We start from the raw sequence: 20,812 nt of genomic DNA, 5'->3' as shown, positions 1-20,812 counted from the left end.
TCGGTACGCGGTCACGCACGTACGCGGTGCCGCGGGAGATCGTCGGAAGTCGGTGGGGCGCGTCAGCGCCCGTGAGGCCGCCCCTCGGGCTCGTCGGCCAGGTGTTCCAGGTCCCGCATCGCCACGGCGGAGCCGGACAGCGCGGTGGGTTCGGGCGTGCACAGACCGTCGAGCAGCACGTCGAGGTGACGGTGTACGAACCGGTCGTTCACCATGCAGCTGCCCATCCCGGGCAATGGTCGGGTGAGCTGGGTGATCGCCATCAGCAGATCACCCGAGCCGATGTCCGTGCGCAGCCGGCCCTCGGTGCGAGAACGCTCCATCAGCGTCTCGACCAAGTGCTCCAGCCGCGTTCGGGCGGCGATCAACTCGGGGTGTTCCTTGTCCACGGTCGCGGACACGAGCGGGCACAGCGCCCCGATCCGTTCCTTCATCGCACCGTGGGCGAAGCGCCGCAGGGCCGCGAAGGCCTCCGACTCCTCGGCCAGGGCCAGCTCGCCCTGTTCGGTGATCCGCTCCAGGACGGAGAGGATCACCCGGTGGGCGAGCTCGCCGCGGTCGGCGAAGTGACGGTACAGGGTCGCGTTGCCGACGCCGGCGCGGCGCGCGACCTCGTCGAACGGCACCTCGGAGCCGTGCTCGACGAACATCTCGCGTGCCGCGGCGATGATCCGCTCGCGGTTGCGTCGGGCATCCGCACGAAGTCGCGGACCGCGGTCCTCGGCAACGTCGGTGACGGTGGCGATGCTGCCCATGATCCGGCTCCTTCCTGTCGGTACCCGATCGATAACCGGGGAGGGATTCCCCGATTGTGATTCGCTCGGTTAAACGGACAAGAAGTCCCCGGATATTTCGATCGACCATGTGACCTGAGTCACATCGCCGGCGAGGGGTCCTCCGGACGGTGTTCCGGCGCTCTCCCGGAGGCCCTCGATGGTCTGCCGACAGGTCTCCTACCAGGCAAAAGACTCCGGCGCCGGTCCCGGGCCGGGGAAGATCCGGTCGAGTTCGGCGAGTGTTTCCGGGCTCGGTTCGACGCTCAGTGCGCGCAGTGCCGAGTCCAATTGGTCTCGTGTGCGCGGTCCCACGATCGGCCCGGTCACTCCGGGACGGGTGAGCAGCCAGGCGAGGGCGACCTCGCCGGGCGGCGTGCCGAGCTTGGCGCACAGGTCCTCGTACGCCTGGATCTGCTCGCGCCGTTCGGCCACCTCGCCCGCGGCCCGGTCGCCGGCCGAGCGGTGTCGGCCGCCCGCGCGCTCCTTCTCCAGCACGCCGCCCAGCACGCCGCCGTGCAGCGGCGACCACGGGATGACCCCGAGGCCGTACGCCTGCGCGGCCGGCAGCACCTCGGCCTCGGCGGCCCGCTGGGCCAGGTTGTACAGGCACTGCTCGCTGACCAGGCCCAACGAGGATCGGCGGGCGGCCGCCTCCTGGGCCCGGGCGATGTGCCAGCCGGCGAAGTTCGACGAGCCGACGTAGAGCACCTTGCCCTGGGCGACCAGCAGGTCCATCGCCTGCCAGATCTCCTCCCACGGCACCCGGCGGTCGATGTGGTGCATCTGGTAGACGTCGATGTGGTCGGTGCCCAGGCGACGCAGGCTGTCCTCGCAGGCCCGGCGGATGTGCCGGGCGCCGAGCCCGCCGGAATTGGGCCAGTCGCCCCAGCTGCCGTAGACCTTCGTGGCCAGCACGACCCGTTCGCGGCGGTCGCCGCGGCCCAGCCAGCGGCCGACCAGTTCCTCGGTGGCGCCCCGGGCTCCGGCGCCGGTCAGCTGGGAGCGCCCGTACACGTCGGCGGTGTCGAAGAAGTTCACCCCGGCATCGAGCGCGGCGTCCATGATCTCGCCGCTGTCGCGTTCGTCGGTGGCGGGGCCGAAGTTCATCGTGCCGAGCACCAGGCGGGAGACGGTCAGGCCGGTGCGGCCAAGCTGGGTGTACGGCATCTCGGGAGCGGTGGCGGAGGAGGAAGAGGTCATGTCCTTGTCGCTGCCCGGTCCGGCACGCCGGGAACCCACGGGACGGGGAGGGGCTCGCCGGGCGCTCGGGGTCGGGCGGGGCGGGGTTGCCGCTCGCGGAGTCGGAGGCAACGCCGGTGGGGGCCGGTTTTGCGGTTTGGTGCGGTTTGGTGTCCGGGATCCGGCGGGTGTGGGCCGGATTCCCGGCGCGGTCCGGGTCCCGGGGCCGGGTGCGGGAACACGGCCGGAGTCGGCGGTGCGGTGTGGTGTCCGGCGGCTGTGGGCCGGTTGGCGGCTTCGGGTGGTGTCCGGGGTCCGGCGGGTGTCGGCTCCGGGCCCGGTGGGTGTGGTCTCGCGTCAGCGGCTTGCCGCCAGGCGGCGGGTGTGTTCCTCCCAGGCGGCGGTCAGGCGGTCGACGGCGGATTCGAGCGTGGCCGGCGATTCGGCGAAGGACAGGCGTACGCCGCGGCGATGCCGGCCGTCCACGCACGCGGCGGCACCCGGGACGACCAGTACGCCGTAGCGCGCGGCCAGGTGCACGAACGTGGTGCTGTCCCCGACCGGTAGGTCGGCCCACACCGACAGGCCCGCCTGCGGCGGTTCCACCCGCCAGGCCGGCAACTGCCGGGCCAGCAGTTCCAGCAGCAGGTCGCGCCGCTCGGTCAGGGCCCGGCGCAGGCCGACCTGCCAGTGCGTGTCGGCGGCCCGCAACAGCCGGGTCGCGAGCACCTGCGCGGGCACGCTCGCCGCCGGCGCGCCGACCGCGGAGGTCTGCGCCAGGTATCCGCGCAGCGAACCGGGCGCCCGCAGCCACCCCACCCGCAGGCCCGCCCAGAACATCCTGGACAACGACCCGATCGCGATCACCGCGTCGTCGTCGGCGGCGGCCGGCGGCACGGGCCGGGTGCCATCGGGGGCCTGCTCCCGGTCCAGGCCCAGGCCCAGCCCGGTCTGGGCGAGGTCCTCGACGAGCACCGCGTTCCGCGCGCGCCGCACCGCGAGCAGGTTGTCCCGGCGGAGCCGGCCCAGCGGCGCACCGGTCGGATCGTGGGCGGCCGTGGCGGCCAGGATCACCGGCGCGTGCAGGCGAGCGGCGGCCCGGTCGACGGCGGCCACGTCCAGGCCCAGCGGGTCCACGCCGACCCCGATCGGCCGGCCCCCGGCTGCCGTCACGGCGGCGGCCAGGCCCGGTGGGCCCGGGCAGCCGGTGAGTACCGCCCGTCCCGGCGACACGAGCGCCGCGAACACCAGGGACAGCGCGTGCCGGCCGCCCGCGGTGACGATCACCTGGTCGGGCGTGGTCGGCAGCCCCACGTGCGCGGTGAGATGGTCGGCCAGTGCCGTGCGCAGCTCGGGCAGGCCGCTCGGGTGCAGGCCGTGATCATCGCTGCGGGACAGGGCGAACGAGCCGTCCACGGGCGGCAGATGCCCCGTTCCGGCGGGCACCGACAGGGACAGGTCGAGCACGTCGGCGTCGGCGACCAGACGCCGCCGGACCGGGGCCGCGACGGGCGTGGGCGGGTGGATCCACCCCGGTCGGGGGCGGACGAACGTGCCCGCCCCCTGTCGCCGCTCCACCAGGCCGGCCTCGGCGAGGGTCTCGTAGCCGCGCACCACGGTGCCGCGACCGACCCGCAACGCGTCCGCCAGCGGACGTTCGGCGGGCAACCGTGCGCCCGGGTCGGCGAGTCCGCGCTCGATCGCCTCGGCCAACGCCTCGGTGATCCGTCGGTGCCGTGGCCCGGGACGCGACTGCCAATCGTCCAGGGCGATCCGTACCCACCAGTTCAAATCCTGGTCCATTCGCTCAGATTGGCACTGTCTCGGCGGTGGGACAACGGGCAACCTGGTCGGCGGACGGGCCCGGACGCACGGTTGCCGGTTCCGCCCGCGCATCCGTCTCCTGCCGAAAGGTGTCCGCCGTGTCATCCGCTCCCGCTCCCACCCTGGCCAGACGGTTCTGGGAGACGATCGAACCCGTCCACGCCGTCGCGTACTTCGCGCCCGAGCCGATCGAGGCGGCCCGTGCACTCGGGCTGATCGGCTGGTGGATGGGCTACTTCGCCGGTCGCCTCGCCCCGCTCGGCGCGGTGCGCGCACCCGAGGCGAACGCACTGTGCTTCGCCTTCGCGCCGAGTCGGGTGGCCCGCGCGCTGCCCGACGCGTGGGCGTACAGCACGCCGGAAAAGGTGCTGGACACCCGGCTCGGCGCGGTCGAGGCGGCGCTCACCCGCACGCTGCCGGCCGTCGGCGAGCGCCACCTGACCCGCCTGGCCGACCTGCTGGAACGCGCCGTCGAGGGCTGCGGATACGAGGGGCGCGCCCTGGCCGCCGGGTGGGCCGGCGTGCCCCGTCCGGACGGCGTGGTCGGGCGACTGTGGCTGGCGAGTACGGTCCTGCGCGAACATCGCGGCGACGGCCACGTGATCGCGGTCGCGCATGCCGGGCTGACCGGGCTGGAGGCGGGCCTGACCCACGCCGCCACCGGCAACGTGCCGCGCGAGCTGCTCCAAAGCACCCGAGGTTGGACCGACGCGCAATGGGAACAGGCCCGCCGCCGACTGGTCGCCAAGGGCCTGCTGGACCGCGACTCCCGACTCACCAGGAGCGGCGGGGCGCTGCGCCGGGACGTGGAGCACGCCACCGACCGACTCGCCGCCGACCCGGTCACCCGGCTCGGCGAGGACGGTGTCGAGGAGGCCATCCGGCTGGCCGCACCGCTGAGCCGACACCTGGTGGACAGCGGCCTGATCCCGGTACCCAACCCGATCGGAGCGCCCCGCCCCTGACCTGGTGGACCTCGTCGACCTCGTTCACCCACGGGGGCCACGCCGACCGTGCGCGCCGAGCAGGCCGGCGTGAGCACCACGTCGAACACCGTGGTGGCGCGCGAGGGCACCGCGCCCGCGCCCGGCGATCGACGCCGGCCCGGCGGGGAGGCGTCCCGGTTCGCGGTCACCGTGTCGATCGAGGGTGGCGCGGCCGGACTGGAACGGTTCCGGAGCCGAGCGCGTCCGTAGTGGGCGGGAGTCGGTCTCGACCCCCCGACCGCTGCCCGGCCCGCCGACTCGAATGCGTTCGTGGTCGTGCGCGGCGGTCCATCGGTCGCGAGAGAACATGTGCCGGCCGCGACCCGGGGGGTCCGCCAGGACAGGGGGCGGCCGGCCCACGACACAGGGGGACGATTCGTATCGCCATCGCCGAGCCCGGGCGGACTGCCCAGGAGAGCACCGCGCGAGATGGGACAGGGGACGAGGCCGGCGGAACCGGGGCTTCGAAGGTGGACGCAGGTGGGGTGAACACGGGCGAGGTTGGTGGCCGCGAGGTGGGCGCCTTGGGGGCGGCGGCCGGCCGGGTCGGAACCCTCCGGGTGGGCGCCCGTGACGTGGTGGACTCCGGCGGGGGGAGCGGCGGCCCGGGGTCCTTTGGCGGCAGCGGCGACGCGCCCGGGGACGGTGACGGCGGGGCCGACGAGCGTGCGGCCCCCGGCGGGCCGCCCGAGGTGCCCTCGACGCGGCGCCGGGGGAGGCTGCGGCGCCGGTGGCGGTCGTGGAGTCGGTGGAAACGGGTCACCGTGATCCTGCTGCTCCTGGTGAGCCTGCCGCTGGTGCCGATCGGCGCGGCCGCGCTCGCGCTGCGGTTGGAGTACGCGGGCGATCCCTCGGATCAGGCCCGCAGTCGCGGCCGGGACGCGATCTGGCTGGGCCACGCGTGGGTGGACGGGCGCAAGGGGCCGGCCGAACTGGGCGTGCTGGCACAGCGGTTGCGCGGGACCGGCATCCACGACCTGTACGTGCACGCGGGTCCGCTGGAGCACGACGGCACGCTGCCGGCCACGGCCCACCCCGGGGCGCGGCAACTGGTCGAGGCGGTGCACCGCGAACTGCCCGGCGTACGGGTGCAGGCGTGGCTCGGCGACATCGTCTCGCACGGCGGCCCCGGGCTGAGCCTGGACCGCCCCCGGGTACGCGAGGCGATCACCGCGTCGGCCGGGCAGGTCCTGGACGCCGGCTTCGAGGGCGTGCACTTCGACCTGGAGCCGGTCTGGTCCGGCGACGAGGACTTCCTGACCCTGCTCACCGCCACCCACGAACTGACCCGGGCGCGCGGCGTCCCGCTCTCGGTCGCCGCCGCCCAGATCGACCCGCTGCCGTCCCTGCACAGCATCTCCAAGGCATTGCGCGACCACCCCAAGTGGTGGTCGCAGCGCTACTTCGGCCAGGTCGCGCGCCGGGTCGAGCAGATCGCGGTGATGTCCTACGACACCGCGATGCCGTTGGAATCGCTGTACGGCGGCTACGTCGCGCAGCAGACCGCACTCGCCCTGGAGGCGACGCCGGCCCGGGTCGACGTGCTGATGGGCCTGCCCGCCTACTACGCGAACTCGTGGGGCCACCGAAGCTCGGCCGAGACGGTCGCGGCGGCGGTGCGCGGCGTGCGCCTCGGCCTGACCCGAACCGACCTGCACCGGCCGGGTTTCGGCGTCGCGCTGTACGTCGACTTCGCCGCGTCCGACACGGACTGGGCGTCCTACCGCCGCGATTGGTGTCGGTTGGACCGCTGAACCGGACCCGGCCCACCCCTCCCGGCACCGAACGCGGCGTCCGAATGCCGCCGGCACCCCGTCCCGGCCCCGCCCAGGCTGGTGCCATGACCACCACCAACGTGCGTACCTTCGTCGTCCGAGCGATCCCCGCCGGGTTCCTCGCCACGGTCCGCGCCGCCGGCACGGACGTCTCGGGTCACCCGATCGAGTTCCACACGGCCGGCGGCGGCGAACCCCTGCGCTGCTGCCTGCGCGACGCCGAACCGGGCGAGGCCCTGATCCTCTTCGGCTACGAACCCCCGCTCCCGGCAAGTCCGTACCGCGAGATCGGCGCGGTCTTCGCGCACGCCGAAGCCTGCCCCGGCCCGACCACCGACGCCTACCCGCCGCACTGGCGCGACCGCCCCCAGGTCTTCCGCGCCTACGACGCCCGGGGCCGGATCCACCCCACGTCCCGAGTCCACGACACCGACGACCCCGAACCCGCCCTGGCCGAAATCCTCGCCGACCCGGAGGTCACCCGGGTCCACAGCCGCAACATCACCTACGGCTGCTACATGTTCACCATCACCCGTCCCACCCCCGACAACGCCTGATCCCCGGCCCCGTCCACCGAGTCGCCGGCTCCCCGAACAGCCCGAAGGCGCACACGAGTTCGGATGAATCCGCCGGAACGGCCGGGTCCGCCCCAGGACCCGGCCGTTCGGCATTCGCCCGCCCGGTCACGCCCCGGATCATCGGTCGTCGGTCGGGGATGCGCCGATGCCGTCGAGGACGTAGTGCAGACCCGTGGTGAAGGTGGCGTCCCAGTCGTTTTGGAGCATGTAGTCGTTGGCGCTGAGGGTGGGGTAGCGCTCGCTCAGGTCGTTCAGGCGTAGCTGGGCGGCCTCGCGGTCCGCGGCCGAGAGGGTGAAGCCGGCTCGGGCCACGGTTGCGCCCATGAGGTGGTTGTAGAGCGCCCAGGTGGCGGAGTTGAGGCGGCGGCCGGTGAAGCCCGCCCGGACCAGGGTGGCCTGGAGGAACTCCATCCGCGCGAGCAGGTTCGGGCCCAGCGTCGGTCGCTGGAGCAGCGCGGCCGACCACGGGTGGCGCAGCATGATCGCCCGCCAGTCCAGGAGCAGGGCGACGATGTCGGCCCGCCACGCGTCGGGGTCCGGGGATGCGGCCGGTACCGGTGTCTCGGCGAAGATCGCGTCGAGCGCGAGGTCGACCACGTCGATCTTGGTGTCGACGTGCCAGTAGAGGGTGGTGACGCCCGAGCCCAGCCGCTCGGCCAGCCGCCGCATGGTCAGCCCGTCGATGCCCTCGGCATCCAGGAGGGCCACCGCCTCGCCGACGATGCGAGCGCGTGTCAGTGGGGGTTCCTCGCGCGCGGCCCGGGATTCGCGCAGCCAGACGCTTTGCGCGCCCCCCGCGGCTTGGCCCTTGGCGTTGCCCTGCTTGCCCTTGATGGCTCGACCTCCTTGCTCTTTCCGTGACGGCGAGCCTAGTATCCCGGCCTGGTGTTGGTCGCGGGCTCGTTGGTGGGCTCGATCCTGATCGCGGGCAGACTGCCGGCCCGGGTGTCGCCCAGGACGCCGATGGTTCCCGGACTGCTCGCCATGGCCGCCGGGTTGTTGCTGCTGTCCCGGTTGACGGCGGACAGCGCGCATGTGCTGGTGCTGTATCTGGTGCCCGCGCAGATCCTGATCGGCCTGGGCCTGGGCGTGGTGCTCACCATCGCGACCGGCCTGGCCACGGCGGGGGTGGGGGCGGCCGACGCCGGGACCGCCGCGGCGACGTTCAACGCCGGACAACAGGTGGGCGGCGCGCTCGGCACCGCGCTGTTCAACACCGTCGCCACCAGCGTCACCGCGACCTGGCTTCGCACCCACGAGGGTGGTCGGGACGCGGTCACCGCGGGCACCGTGCACGGGTTCGGTACGGCCCTGCTGGTGGCCACCGGCATCATGCTCGGCGCCGCGGTGGTCGCGGCGGTGCTGATCGATCCGCGCCCCGCGCGCGACGCGCAGCCGTCGTCCTGAGCCGAGCGGGCAGGCCGGCCGTGCACTCGGCCGTTCGACGGCGGAACCGGCGTCGCGGCAACTCGGGCCCCGGCTGCGGACTCGGCCGGTCGATCGGCTGAGCACCCGCGCGGCCGAACGGCACGCCCGAGGAGCGGCGACCGCTCTTTCCGGTGCCGCGCGAGCCGCCGCCGAGCGCCGGCCGGACCCGACCGACGTGCGGGGCCGGCGATGAGCGGGCGGCGGGGGCACCCTGCCTCGACGAGGCACGTGCCCCCGCCACCCGACCCGAGAGGGTGCGGTCAGCGGAAGACGCCGGTATGGCCGAGTGAGTAGCGGCCCGGCTGCGGATACACGCACAGCCCGTGCGGCCCGACGCCGACCGGGATGCGGGCGAGCAGGTGCCCGTCGGTGGTGTCGATCGCGTACACCTCGGCGTTGTAGCGACCGCTGAGCCACAACACCTTGCCGTCGGCGGAGACACCGCCCATGTCCGGGCTGCCGCCGCCGGGCAGGTGCCACTTGGCGGTCAGCGCGCCGGTGGCGAAGTCGAGCACGGAGATCGAGCCCTCGCCGCGATTGGAGATGTACAGGCTCTTGGAGTCGCGGCTCGGGTACAGGCCGTGCGCGCCCTTGCCGGTGCGCAGCTTGGTCGGCTTGCCGAACGTGTCGCCGTCGAGCACCCAGATGCCGTCGGACATCATGTCGGCGATGTACCAGGTACGGCCGTCCGGGGAGATCTTGACGTCCTGCGGCATCGAGCCGGACTGCGGGATCTTCTGCTTGGCCAGCACCTTCATCTCCGCGGTGTCCACCTTGAGCAGTTCACCGGAGAACTCGCAGGAGACGATGAAGTACTTGCCGTCGGGGGAGAAGTCCGCGTGGTTGACGCCCGCGCACTCGCTGGGCACGGACTTGACCACCTCCATCGTGTGGGCGTCGCGGAAGACCAACTGGCGGTCCATCGAGGCCATCACGACCGCGTACTTGCCGTCCGGCGTGAAGTAGAGGTTGTACGGGTCGTCCACCGGGACCGGCGTGCCGGCCTTGCCGGTGGCCGGGTCGAGCGGGGTCAGCGTGTCGCCCAGGTCGTTGTTCACCCACAGGGTCTTCAGATCCCAGGACGGCACCACGTGCTGCGGCTGGTGGCCGACCTTGATCGTCTCGATCACCTTGTAGGTGGTCGGGTCGATCACGCTGACCGTGTTCGACTCGGTGTTGGGCACGTACACCCGGGACGGGAAGTCCTTGACCACGTCCGAGAGCATGCCGGGGCGGTCGGCGGCGTACAGGTCCTGCGGGTCCAGTGGCGGCGGCATGCCGGGCAGGAGGTTCGCGGTCTCCGCAGCGGGCACCGCGGGCGGGACCGGCGCGGCTTCCACGGGAGCGATCGAGGACTTGACCGGGGAAGGGTTCGCCGTGCCGTCCGTGGAGGACGCGCACGCGGCGGACGCCACCAGGCAGCAGCCCGCCAGGAACAGCGCGGCCGAGCCGGGACGGCGACGGGTGGGGGAGGGGTGAGTGGTCATCAGGTGACGAGCTCCGACATCGTGACCGCCCGCAGTCCGCGGGTCCGTAGGCCGTCGAGGATTGCGGGCATCGCGGCTACGGTGCCCGGGTGTCCGAAGTGCAGGCTGACCACCGAGCCCGGCCGAACCCCGTTCAGCACGGTGTGGCCGACGGCGGCGGCGCCGGGATCGGTGAAATCGAGGGAGTCCAGGTCGTAGCCCAGGCAGTGCGCGTATCCGGCGCGGCGGGCCTGGGCGACGACGGTGGGCGTGCAGTCCTTGGCTTGCGAGGGCCGAAACCAGCGTCCGATCGAGCCGGTGAGGCGTTTGAGCCGGTCGGCGCAGTCGGTGATCTCGGCATAGGTGCGATCGGCGGACATCGAGGAGATGTCGCCGTGATGCATGGTGTGATTGCCCAGTTCGTGACCGCCGGCCAGCACCCGGCGCGCCATCTGCGGCTGTTCGTCGAGCCAGGTCCCCACCGCGAGGACCGTGCCGCGTGCCCCGGCCGCCTCCATCAGGCCCAGGAGCGAGTCGGCGGTCTGCGGATCGCCCTGACCGTGGAAGGTCAGCGCCACCCGGGGTCGATCGGGTGGACCGGAGGTGACCTGGAACGGCAGACCGGCGGGCAAGGGGAGCGGTTCGGATCCGTTGCCGACGCCGCCCGAGGCGGCAAGAGCGCCGGACGGGGAGGCCGGCACCGAACCGGCGTCGACCGGCTTCGCCGTGGGTGCGGGCAGGGACGCGTGTGGGGAATCCTCGCCACACGCACTCGCGGCCGCACCGGCCGCGCCCAGCGCGGCGGCCCGGGCGAGCTGCCGAAGCACGCTACGGCGATCCAGAGGCGTCACCCTGGCGACCTTACGGGGTGTGATCGTTCGGGTGCGCGATATGCACGTCGGAGGAGGGTACGTGTCGCGGCATTAGGGTTCGGCGATGCGTCTGTATCTCTCCTCGTTCCGGATCGGGGACCGTCCGGAACACCTCCTCGCGTTGCTCGACCGGCCCGCCGCCGACCGGCCCGCTCTCGACCGGGCCGCCGCCGGTGGCTCCGCTTTCGACCGCCCGGCCGTCCACCGCCCCGCTCTCGACCGCCCCGCCGGGGCTGCGATCGCGGTGATCGCCAACGCGACGGACGATCGCTCGCCCGGTGACCGCGCGGCCGGCGTCGCCCTCGAACTCGCCGCCCTGGCCGCGTTGGGACTGCGGCCGAACGAGCTCGACCTGCGCACATTCTTCGACCGCTCGCCGGCCGAAGTCGCCGCCGTGCTCGGCGACTTCGACGCGGTCTGGCTGCGCGGCGGCAACGTGTTCGTGCTGCGCCACGCGCTCGCCCGCAGCGGCGCGGACGGCGTACTCGTCGAGCTGCTGCGCCGGGACGCGCTCGTGTACGCCGGGTACAGCGCCGGCGCGTGCGTGCTCGCGCCGAGCCTGCGCGGGCTGGAAGGGTGCGACGACGCGGACGCGGTGCCGGCGCTGTACGGCGAGACCATCCGCTGGGACGGGCTCGCCGTGCTCGACCACGCCGTCGTCCCGCACATCGACTCACCCGGCCACCCCGAGACCGAACTGCTCGCCGCCGTCGCGGCCGACTACCGCACCCGAGGCGTGCCGCACCGCACGCTGCGCGACGGACAGGTGCTCGTGATCGACGGCGCGCGGACCTCGATCCACTGACCGCAGGCGCGGTCGACGGCCTTCACCGGGCGGTCGGCGGCACCGCGTCCGCGTACGCCCGCAGGGTGACCAGCGCCTCGACGGTGATGCCCGGACGGGCCTCGGCCCGCACGGTGGGCGACCACTCGGCCCAGCGCAGCGGCCAACCGCCGTCCTCCTGCCGGGCGTCGGCCAAGGCCCGCAGACCCACCCGCAGTTCGGCGTCGGTGAACCACTCCCGGGCCAGGCTGTCCGGGCGCGGCGCGAAATCGTGCGGCAGGTGGTACTCGCCGGCCGCGTAACCGGGCGCCAGTCGGGCCTGTTCGGGATGCGCCGGGTCGAGCAACACGAGCCGCTGTTCCCGGACCAGTTCGCCCAACCGCTCGGCCTGACGCCGGGCCCAGGCCCGATCCGGCAGACCGTCGAGGAAGGTCACCGCCGCCTGCACCTCGTACGGGTGGGTGGTGCCCAGTGCCTCGACGGCGGTCCGGCAGAACCGCGTCGCCCGCGGCAACCAGGGATGCTCGACCCCGGCGCGCAGCAGCGGTCCGACGATCCAGCCGGTCGGGATCAGGCCCGCGACGGGCGCATCCGGGACCACCATCCACGGCGGGTGCGGGTATTCGCGCAGGCTCGTGAACGCCGGCGGTACGCCGCCCGCCTCGGTCGCCGCGCCCGCCAGCCAGTTGCACAGCCGAGTCGCCTCGGCCCCGTGCAGCGCGTCGGTCTCCACCAGGATCGGCATCACGGTACGCAGCGTGGCCGGTTGGGCGATCGGCCCCCGCACGTCCGGCTCCAGGCCGTAGGCATAACCCCCGTTTGGGGTGCGGTACGCGTGCAGCGCATCGAGCACACCGGCCCGCTCGTCGCCGGTCGCCTCGGACCCGCCCGCACCCCGCGCACCGAACAGGTATGCGAAACGGCGCTGTTCCAACACCCGGCCGGACGTCCACAGGAACCGCTCGGCTTGCTCGATCATGTCCGTCGTGATCCACGTCATTCCTCGACGCTAGCCGGCCGACCACGTCCGGTCTTGAACGATTCGGACACCGGGCGCGCCCCGGGTCCGCGGCGCCGATTTCGTGGCCGGCGCGTGTCGGGACATGGGCCCGGCGATGACGGTTGGTGGAATTTGCCCGCGCAGGGGTTGGCCCGCACACCATCGGCCGGCCACGGTGGGCGGGTCAGGCTCGCCGATGCTCTTCGGGGGATGCTCGTGTTCGCTCGTTCTGGTACCCATGGTCTGCGCCGATCCGTGATCGCCGCCGCCGTACTCGCCGCCTCGGCCGCGCTGGCCGGCCCGGCCCCGGCCGCGAACGCCGTCGCGGCGGACCGATCGGCGGGCGCGCACGGCACGTTCGGGGTGCACCGCGACGGCCGCCCGGTGGTGGTCCCGTTCCGCACCGGACGTGACGGCGAGGCCCTGGTGACGCTCACGGTCGCCGCGCCGGGCCTCGACTGGGGCATTCCGGGCCGGGAGTCGGCGGTGCTGCAACTGCTCGTGGACGGACGGCCCGCCGGCGACGTGGTGGTCTTCGGGGCCACGCCCACCGAGCGCAGTTTCGCCCTCGGCGCGCTGCGCAAGGGGCGGCACGAGCTGACCCTGCGCTACGCGGCCGACCGGTCCTCGCCGGCCGGTTCGGTGGTGCGGGTCTCGCGGCTGCGCACCGAGACCGTGGACACCGGCGACCGCGAGTACGCCGCGGCCGCGAACGCGCCGGTCCTGTACGGGCGGAGCATCCCGGGCGTGCCCGGCGGAGCGACCGGCCCGTTCCAGAACGCGATCTCCGACACCCCGGTGCTGGCCTGGTACCAGGAGGCCCCGGCGGCGACCGCCGGCCACCGGGTGCTGACCTACACGATCGTGTGGACCAACGAGGACGGCGGCACCTCGACGCCGGCGCTGATGGCCCGCTGGGGCCGGACCACCGACATAGAGTGGGCCTACCGCGTCGAGGTGGACGGGCGTGGCAAGGCGGTGCCGGGCACCGCCTACTTCCAATCGCCCGACCACGGCACGAAGTTGTTCGCCGGGCGCTACGAGGACGCCCACCCGCTGCTCCAGACCTGCACGCTGAACAACAACCTGTGCGACGTCGTGGACAACCCGATGCGCTTCGCGCCGGCGGCGGTCGAGCGGCTGGTCGAGCCGAAGCGGACCGCACGTGAGGAGATGGTGGACCGCCACCCGTGGGTGTATCCGGTGATGACGGCCGAGGTACGGCGCGAGGGCCGGGTCGTCGCCGATCCGCCGGCCGACACCACCACGCTGATCGCCGACCCGCAGGACTACCTGTACGCGGTGATCCGCAAGACCACCTCGGCGCCGCCGCCCGGTGCGGCCGGCTGGAACGGTGTCGCGATCGGGGTGCGGATCAAGGGCGACCCGACGCTGTACCGCTCGGACCGCGGGCGGGTGGACTGGTCGTTGCAGCGCGACGACCCGGCGGCGACCACGGTGCGGCTCCCGCACGGGACGCGGGCGTCCGACATCGTGGAGGTGGTCGCGATCCGTACGGTGGCCGGGATCGACCCCGGTTCCACGATCACGGTGAGCGGGGTCAATCGGGCGTTTCTGCTGGGTCGGGACGACCGGCCGGGGCGGGCGGTGCCGGTCCACCCGAAGTCGGTCACGCTGAGCGCGGCGGCGCCGGAGGCGGTGCTGTACCGCCGGTGAGCCGGTCGGCCTCGGACACCGGCCGGGCTTGGTGAGGTGTTCCCAAGCCGCGGTCGGGGGTCGGTCGCCGGGCGGGCCGAAGTCGGCCCGTCCGGCGCCCGATCGGTTGCGATGCCGCTCTATGGCGCGGAGACCGGGATGCGCGGCTCGGGTGTGACCGGCGGCTGGGCGGGGCCGCCCTCGGACAGGCCGAACCGGTCGTGCAGTCGGCGCAGCGGGGCGGGCGCCCACCACGTCGCCTTGCCGGTCAGGGCCAGCACGGCCGGCGCCAGCAGGCTGCGCACCACGAACGCGTCGACCAGGACGGCCAGTGCGAGACCCATGCCGAGCATCAGCGTGTTGGTCACCCGCGAGGTGCCGATCGCGAACATCACCACCGCCAGGACGCATGCCGCCGCGGTGATGATGCCGCCGGTGCGGGCCAAACCGGTGGCGACCGCGCCCCGGTGGTCGCCGGTGCGGTCGTGCTCCTCCTTGATCCGGGAGATCAGGAACACCCCGTAGTCCATCGACAGGCCGAAGGCGATGCAGAACATCAGTACCGGCAGCGCGGTCTCGATCGACCCGGTCGGGGTGAAGTCGAGCAGTCCGGACAGGTGGCCGTCCTGGATCACCCACACCACGGCGCCGAACATCGCGGTCAGGCTCAGCGCGGCGAACACGATCGCCAGGATCGGCAGCACCACGCTGCCGGTGAGCAGGAAGACCAGCACGAACGTGGTGAGCAGGATCAGGCCGCCGGCGAGCCACAGCCGGCTGCCGATCGCGTGCTTGGCGTCGACCACCTCGGCGGACTGTCCGCCGACCAGGGCCGGTCCCGGAGCGGCGACCCCGCGCACCTCGCGCACCAGGTCCTCGCCGGCGGCGGAGAGGTCCTCGACCGCGGGCACCACCGAGATGTACGCGCTGCCGGCGGCACGGCGGCCGGCCTCGGCCGGGCCCGCGGGTGCGCTGCGGACGCCGTGTTCGAAGGTGCCGGCCGGGCCGACCACGCGGGCCACGCCGTCCAGGGCGGAGAGCCGCGCGCTGTAGTCGGCGGTGCCCTCGGCCTGCTGCGCCGTGCCGACCACGATCTCGATCGACCCGGTGGGCCGGCCGTCGACCTGGTCCCGGATCACCTGCTGGACCTGCCGGGACTCGGCCGACCTCGGCAGTTGGCGGTCGTCGCCGGTGCCGAACTGCACGCCCAGGAAGGGCAGTCCGAGGGCGACCAGGAGGCCGGTGGTGAGCACGGCGACGATCGGCGCCCGGTGCATGATCGCCTGCGAGAGGCGGTACCAGCGGCTGTCGCGCATCGCGGTCGGCGCGCCGGCTGCGGCGGCGCCGGGTCGCAGTCGGCGGCCCAGTCGGCGCAGCGGCGTGCGCAGGTCGCCCCGGTCCACCCGGGTGCCGAGCAGGACCAGTGCCGCGGGCAGGATCACCAGTGCGCCGAATGCGGCGAGCAGCACCACCGGGATGCCGGCGTAGGCGAACGACCGCAGGAAGTACTGCGGGAACACCAGCATCGCGGCGAGGGAGACGGCGAGCGTGAGTGCGGAGAAGACCACGGTGCGTCCGGCGGTGTCGAGCATCACCGCGACCGCGCGCGCCGGCGGGGCGCCGGCGGCGAGTTCCTCGCGATAGCGGCGGACCACGAACAGGCCGTAGTCGACGGCCAGGCCCAGGCCCAGGACGGTGGTCAGGTTCTGGGCGAACACCGATACGTCGGTGGTCGAGGAGACCAGCCGCAGCACGGCGTTGGTGCCGACCATGGCCAGGATGCCGACGCCGAGCGGCAGCAGGGCGGCGACCAGGCTGCCGAAGACCAGGATCAGGATCAGCAGGGTGATCGGCAGGGCGATCAGTTCGGCCCGGACCAGGTCCTCGGAGATGGTCTTCTGCACGTCGTGGCGCACGGCGACACTGCCGCCGAGTTCGACGGTCAGGGCTCCTCGGGTGCCGCGGTAGTGCGCTGCCAGGCGTTCGAACGTGTCCGAGGCGGCGGTCTCCTCGCCGCGGATGTGGGCCAGGACCAGGGCGTGCCGGCCGTCGGCGGTGCGCAGGGTGGGGGCACCGTCGGTCCAGTGGGAGAGCACCCCCTCGACGTCGGGTTCGGCGGCGAGGCGGTCGGTCAACTCCCGTGCCTGGGCCCTGATTTCGGGTGCGTCCAGGGGGCGGTCGGCGCCGACCAGGAGGACCAGGTTGGGCCGGCTGCCGGGGAAGTCGCGGTCGAGTGCGGTCGCGGCGCGAGCGGAGGCCGAGTTCGGGTCGACGGCGCCGCCGCCGAGGAGGTGGTCGCCGACGCCTCGACCGAGCAGGCCGGCGCCGATCAGCAGGAGCAGGGCGGTGAGCAGCAGCAGCCGGGGTCGGGCCGTGGTCAGGCGGGCCAGGGCAGCGAACATCGCCGAACCCTTCCGTAGAGTCGATGGATCATATGTGGAACATACGATATGCATCGCCTGTCGTCTAGAAGACATATGATCGAGGGCCGCTAATATGTGGCCATGACGGACCGACCGAGCACGGGGCGGCCGCCGATGGGAGCACGGACCGGATACCGGCTGGTCAAGCTGGCCGATCTCCTGTTGGCGCTCGCCGATCAGACCCTGGCCACGCTGGGGGTCAAGGCCAAGCACGTACACGTGCTGGAGACCCTGCTGGCCTACGAATCGTTGTCTCAGCAGGACGTCAGCCGGCTGCTCGGGATCGACCCGAACGTCCTGGTCGGCCTACTCGACGACCTGGAGGCGCGCGGCTTCGCCGAGCGTCGGCGCAACCCGCACGACCGGCGCCGGCACGTCGTCCAGGTCACCGACTCGGGGCGCGAGTTGGTTGCGAAGAGCACCCGGCTGCTCGGAGAGGCCGAGGACGCGTTCTTCGCCGTCGTCTCGGCGGAGGAACTACAGGTCGTGCACGAGGCGTCGGGCCGGCTGCTGGCCGCGCACCGACCCGGCTGGACCGACGACGGGTCCTCGATGGGCTGCTGAACGGCCGTGCGAGCGCCGCGACTTCGGTGGTCGGGTGGGCCGCTTCGGCGGCTGTTCGGCGCGGCCCCGGTGGGCGTCTTCGTCTCCTCTTCTTCTCTTCTTCGCCGGAACGCCACGGCCCGACTCCCCGCGCATCACTTCGCGCGGGCCAGGGTGTGGGCGTCGACGGTCGATCGTCGTCGACCGGAGCGAGAAGGAGACGTCCATGTCCGGATGGAAGACCGTCACGGCCGCGGTCCTGGCCGGGGCCGCCATCGTCGCCGCCCCGGGAGCGGCCGCCGCGGCGGACCGCCACGGCGGTCACCACCGCAAGTCCTTCGACCTCCAGGCGCACCGAGGCGGACTCGGGCTGACCGTGGAGAGCACGCTCGCGTCCTTCGCCAAGGGCTTGGACCTGGGCGTGTCCACCCTCGAACTGGACGTGCAGATCACCGAGGACGGCCGCGCCGTGGTCACCCACGACCGCAGGGTCGACGGGCGCAAGTGTGCCGACACCGCACCGGTGCGGGCCGGCGACCCGGAGTTCCCCTACGTCGGCAAGTACGTCAACACGCTCAGCCTGGCCCAGATCCGCACCCTGGACTGCGGGTCGCGGCAGTTCCCCGGCTTCCCCGCGCAGACCACCTCGCCGGGAGCCCGCATGCCGCTGCTCACCGAGGTGTTCGACCTGGTCGAGCGCCGGCACGCGCGCGGCGTGAAGCTCAATGTGGAGACCAAGGTCGAGGCGGGCGCGCCGCAGGAGACCGCGCCGCGCGAGCAGTTCGTGCAGACCGTGGCGCGCGAGGTGCGCCGGGCCGGGCTGTTGCGCCAGGTCACCATCCAAAGCTTCGACTGGGGCGCGCTCAAGCGCATGCGACAGGTCGAACCGCGGCTGCCGCTGGTCGCGTTGACCAACTACGACTTCCTCCAGGTCGGCAAGCCCGGCGCCTCGCCCTGGCTGGGCGGCCTGGACATCGACGACTTCGGCGGCGACCCGCTGCGCGCGATCGCCTCGTTCGGCGCCACGACGTTCTCGCCTGTGCACGGCTTCCCGCAGAACGGCAAGGTCACCGACCCGGACTACCGCCCGTACGTGACCCGGGAGATGGTCGCCCAGGCGCACGCGAGGGGCATCAAGGTCGTGCCGTGGACCATCGACGACCCGGCGACCATGGCCAAGCTGATGGACGACGGCGTGGACGGTCTGATCACCGACTACCCCGATCGGGCACGGGAGTTGCTGGCCGCACGCGGACTGCCGCTGCCCAAGCGGTATCCGGCACGCGGCTGATCGACCCGGCCCGCGGGGCTTCGGCGCGCGCGGGGGTCTCGGAGTGCGCGGGGCTTCGGAGTCCGCGGGGATCGGGGCCTCCGCAGGGGTGCGGACGCGCACGTGGGCCGGGCCCGTCGACGCGTGGTCGACGGGCCCGGCCCTTGTACGGCTACCGCAGCGTGGCTGTTGCCGTGCGGCTACTGCCTGAGTGACGCTCGGATCAGAGGTTGACGCCGTGCGCGCGCAGGTAGCTGACGGGGTTGATGCCGCTGCCGTAGTTCGGGGTGGTGCGGATCTCGAAGTGCAGGTGCGGGCCGGTCACGTTGCCGGTCGCACCGGAGAGGCCGATCTGCTGACCGGTGCTCACCGTGGCACCGGCGCGCACGCCGATGCTGGACAGGTGCGCGTACTGCGAGTACTTGCCGTCCGCGTGCTTGATCACGATCTCGTTGCCGTAGGCGCCGCCGTTGCCGGCCTTGACCACGGTGCCCGAGGTGATCGCCTTCACCGGGGTGCCGGTGGAGGCCACGAAGTCCTGGCCGGTGTGGCTGCCGCTGGACCACATCTTGCCGCCGACGCCGAACGCGGTGCCCAGCGAGCCGCTCACCGGAGCGACGTAGCCGGACGCGTTGACCGCGGTGCTGCCGGCCTTGGCGGAGGACGCCTTGGCGGCGACGGGGGCCTTCTCCTTGACCGTGGTCTTCGGCGCGACCTTCACCGACGCCGAGGGCTTGGTCTCGGCCACGGTCTCGGTCTTGGGCGCGGCCTTCGGCGCGACCTCGACCTTGGCGGTGGTGGTGGTGGCGGTGGCGGTTGACGCCTTGGCCTTGCCGGACAGCGAGAGCTTCTGGCCGACGTGGATGAGGTTCGGGTTGCCACCGATCACGGACCGGTTGTCGGCGTACAGCTTGTGCCAACCACCGGCGATGTCCTTGTCGGCGGCGATCTTGGACAGGGTGTCACCCTTGACCACGGAGTACGAGGTGGTGGTCGACGCGGGCTTCGCGGCGGCCGGGACGACCTCGATCTTCGGGGCGGCGGCGGTCGCCGGCTTGGACTCGGCCGGCTTCTCGGCGGCCTTGGGGGCGACCTTGATCGAGGTCTTGGCCGAGCCGGAGGACTTGGTGGTCGGCGAGACGGCAGCCTTGGCGCCGCCCTTGGTCAGACCCGCCGGGCCGGAGGTGTTCGGCCAGGCGCCGGGGCCCTGCACGGCCAGGACCTTCTCGGCGATGGCGATCTGCTGGTCCTTGGTGGCCAGGTCGGCGCGCGGGGCGTACTGCTGACCGCCGAACTCGTTCCAGGTGCTCTGGGTGAACTGCAGGCCACCGTAGAAACCGTTGCCGGTGTTGATGTGCCAGTTGCCCGAGCTCTCGCCCATGGCGACCTTGTCCCAGGTGGAGACCGAGGCGGCGTTGGCGGTTGCGATACCGGTGATCAGCGGGGCGGCGACGATGGCGCCGGCCATGCCGAGAGTCAGCGCGAGGCGCGTCTTCTTGGGCATACGGGCAGGGGTGATGAACGACTGCACGAAGATTTTTCCTTCTCCCACGCCTACGAAGTGAGCTGTCGGATTCGGGCTGGAGAGTCTCGCCCGGCCGTGTTCGACCCTCGGATGAGAGGGACGGGCACGGCTTCACCCCAAGCCGTCCGCGTGGGCGCCTGTGTCACAGACGCCCGGGACGGCATTCCACTTGGTTCCCCCGCTCCTGCCTTTCGGGTTTCGTACCGTGGCCTCGCTCCGGCGGCAGGATTCGGCGAACCGGGAGACCATTTCGCCGAGCACCGGACCGGTGTGGCGAAGCACCAAACTACGCACACCCCCGGCGCGGAACCAAACATCACGATTCGCCGAAACCGAAGAATCGGGTGTTAAGGGTGGAATAACGGGACTTAAAGTCCCGAACTCCGTACGCATTGTGCCCAAAATGCTCACTCACCGTTGATTGAGAAATCACGGCGGGTGAGAATCCGGAAAACTCGGTTCACGGTGCGTGCGAGTTCCTGACGAACGGTATGCGCGTTGTGACGTGCGTCATGCGCCCGCAAAATATTGTCCGGATTACCCCTATATGCCGGTGATACTTCGGGCCGGGCCGGGTGCCTCCCGTGCCTGCCGCATCGGGCCGGCGGCTGGAGCCCGGACCGGGTACGGCGCACGCGGCCTCCCCTGTGGAGTTGCGTGCGCCACATCGGGCCCGGCCTCCTGACCTCAGCCCGCCCTCGGGTCGCCGGCCGCGGGGGTCGGCGGC

At 72.7% G+C, this 20,812-nt stretch carries 18 protein-coding genes and 1 riboswitch; of the genes, 9 read left to right on the top strand and 9 right to left on the bottom strand.

All coding sequences use genetic code 11. The features are described from left to right. Positions 1 to 62 precede the first annotated feature (62 nt). From ACZOOI_RS36170 to ACZOOI_RS36160, 3 genes are all read right to left on the bottom strand, one after another. Positions 63 to 755, bottom strand: a complete 693-nt coding sequence (locus ACZOOI_RS36170) for a TetR/AcrR family transcriptional regulator (protein ID WP_465283794.1) — start codon at positions 753 to 755, stop codon at positions 63 to 65. Between the two features lie 198 nt (positions 756 to 953). Further along, the gene (locus ACZOOI_RS36165; RefSeq protein WP_465284115.1) at positions 954 to 1,943 is read right to left on the bottom strand and encodes an aldo/keto reductase; all 990 of its coding nucleotides are present in this window, start codon (positions 1,941 to 1,943) and stop codon (positions 954 to 956) included. Between the two features lie 369 nt (positions 1,944 to 2,312). Further along, entirely contained in the window at positions 2,313 to 3,758 is a 1,446-nt protein-coding gene (locus ACZOOI_RS36160; protein WP_465283793.1) for an aminotransferase-like domain-containing protein, read from the bottom strand. 119 nt (positions 3,759 to 3,877) lie between these two features. On the opposite strand from ACZOOI_RS36160, the gene ACZOOI_RS36155 reads away from it, so the two are divergent. The 4 genes from ACZOOI_RS36155 to ACZOOI_RS36140 all read left to right on the top strand — a co-directional run bounded on the left by ACZOOI_RS36155 (position 3,878) and on the right by ACZOOI_RS36140 (position 7,097). Next, positions 3,878 to 4,744, top strand: a complete 867-nt coding sequence (locus tag ACZOOI_RS36155; RefSeq protein WP_465283792.1) for an SCO6745 family protein — start codon at positions 3,878 to 3,880, stop codon at positions 4,742 to 4,744. A 69-nt stretch (positions 4,745 to 4,813) separates the two neighbouring features. Continuing rightward, a complete protein-coding gene (locus ACZOOI_RS36150) occupies positions 4,814 to 4,975 on the top strand; it encodes a hypothetical protein (protein WP_465283791.1) in 162 nt (53 codons plus the stop codon). Positions 4,976 to 5,340: 365 nt separating this feature from the next. Next, positions 5,341 to 6,519, top strand: coding sequence for a glycoside hydrolase family 18 protein (locus ACZOOI_RS36145; protein WP_465284114.1), 1,179 nt, complete (start codon positions 5,341 to 5,343; stop codon positions 6,517 to 6,519). An 86-nt stretch (positions 6,520 to 6,605) separates the two neighbouring features. Then, positions 6,606 to 7,097, top strand: coding sequence for a DUF1203 domain-containing protein (locus ACZOOI_RS36140; RefSeq protein ID WP_465283790.1), 492 nt, complete (start codon positions 6,606 to 6,608; stop codon positions 7,095 to 7,097). A gap of 138 nt (positions 7,098 to 7,235) precedes the next feature. On the opposite strand, the gene ACZOOI_RS36135 is transcribed toward ACZOOI_RS36140, so the two are convergent. Continuing rightward, positions 7,236 to 7,826, bottom strand: coding sequence for a TetR/AcrR family transcriptional regulator (locus tag ACZOOI_RS36135; protein ID WP_465283789.1), 591 nt, complete (start codon positions 7,824 to 7,826; stop codon positions 7,236 to 7,238). Between the two features lie 177 nt (positions 7,827 to 8,003). On the opposite strand from ACZOOI_RS36135, the gene ACZOOI_RS36130 reads away from it, so the two are divergent. Further along, entirely contained in the window at positions 8,004 to 8,525 is a 522-nt protein-coding gene (locus tag ACZOOI_RS36130; protein ID WP_465283788.1) for an MFS transporter, read from the top strand. A 281-nt stretch (positions 8,526 to 8,806) separates the two neighbouring features. Here ACZOOI_RS36130 and ACZOOI_RS36125 read toward each other — a convergent pair whose 3' ends face one another. Continuing rightward, the gene (locus ACZOOI_RS36125) at positions 8,807 to 10,033 is read right to left on the bottom strand and encodes a YVTN family beta-propeller repeat protein (RefSeq protein WP_465283787.1); all 1,227 of its coding nucleotides are present in this window, start codon (positions 10,031 to 10,033) and stop codon (positions 8,807 to 8,809) included. Beyond that, positions 10,033 to 10,863: a polysaccharide deacetylase family protein gene (locus ACZOOI_RS36120; RefSeq protein WP_465283786.1), complete on the bottom strand. Its 831-nt coding sequence runs from the start codon at positions 10,861 to 10,863 to the stop codon at positions 10,033 to 10,035. The genes ACZOOI_RS36125 and ACZOOI_RS36120 overlap by 1 nt, the downstream gene beginning before the upstream one ends. Positions 10,864 to 10,948: 85 nt before the next feature. Here ACZOOI_RS36120 and ACZOOI_RS36115 point away from each other — a divergent pair, with 85 nt between their 5' ends. Continuing rightward, entirely contained in the window at positions 10,949 to 11,689 is a 741-nt protein-coding gene (locus ACZOOI_RS36115; RefSeq protein WP_465283785.1) for a Type 1 glutamine amidotransferase-like domain-containing protein, read from the top strand. A gap of 22 nt (positions 11,690 to 11,711) precedes the next feature. Here the strand turns inward: ACZOOI_RS36115 and ACZOOI_RS36110 are convergent, their stop codons facing one another. Continuing rightward, positions 11,712 to 12,668 carry a hypothetical protein gene (locus ACZOOI_RS36110; protein ID WP_465283784.1) on the bottom strand — a complete coding sequence of 319 codons (957 nt, stop codon included), beginning with the start codon at positions 12,666 to 12,668 and terminating at the stop codon, positions 11,712 to 11,714. A 216-nt stretch (positions 12,669 to 12,884) separates the two neighbouring features. On the opposite strand from ACZOOI_RS36110, the gene ACZOOI_RS36105 reads away from it, so the two are divergent. Next, positions 12,885 to 14,345 (top strand): hypothetical protein, encoded by a 1,461-nt coding sequence (locus ACZOOI_RS36105; protein WP_465283783.1) that lies wholly within the window; start codon positions 12,885 to 12,887, stop codon positions 14,343 to 14,345. A gap of 119 nt (positions 14,346 to 14,464) precedes the next feature. Here ACZOOI_RS36105 and ACZOOI_RS36100 read toward each other — a convergent pair whose 3' ends face one another. After that, a complete protein-coding gene (locus tag ACZOOI_RS36100; RefSeq protein WP_465283782.1) occupies positions 14,465 to 16,726 on the bottom strand; it encodes an MMPL family transporter in 2,262 nt (753 codons plus the stop codon). Between the two features lie 102 nt (positions 16,727 to 16,828). On the opposite strand from ACZOOI_RS36100, the gene ACZOOI_RS36095 reads away from it, so the two are divergent. Beyond that, a complete protein-coding gene (locus ACZOOI_RS36095; RefSeq protein ID WP_465283781.1) occupies positions 16,829 to 17,311 on the top strand; it encodes a MarR family winged helix-turn-helix transcriptional regulator in 483 nt (160 codons plus the stop codon). Between the two features lie 205 nt (positions 17,312 to 17,516). Beyond that, positions 17,517 to 18,581: a glycerophosphodiester phosphodiesterase family protein gene (locus ACZOOI_RS36090; RefSeq protein ID WP_465283780.1), complete on the top strand. Its 1,065-nt coding sequence runs from the start codon at positions 17,517 to 17,519 to the stop codon at positions 18,579 to 18,581. A 202-nt stretch (positions 18,582 to 18,783) separates the two neighbouring features. Here ACZOOI_RS36090 and ACZOOI_RS36085 read toward each other — a convergent pair whose 3' ends face one another. Continuing rightward, positions 18,784 to 20,064 carry a transglycosylase family protein gene (locus ACZOOI_RS36085; protein WP_465284113.1) on the bottom strand — a complete coding sequence of 427 codons (1,281 nt, stop codon included), beginning with the start codon at positions 20,062 to 20,064 and terminating at the stop codon, positions 18,784 to 18,786. Positions 20,065 to 20,096: 32 nt separating this feature from the next. Further along, positions 20,097 to 20,292: riboswitch (cyclic di-AMP (ydaO/yuaA leader) on the bottom strand. Positions 20,293 to 20,812 lie beyond the last annotated feature (520 nt).

The sequence above is a fragment of the Embleya sp. L77 genome, assembly GCF_055557415.1.
The sequence above is the reverse complement of the archived record's forward strand: the minus strand, read 5'-3'. Positions and strand labels throughout refer to the sequence as shown.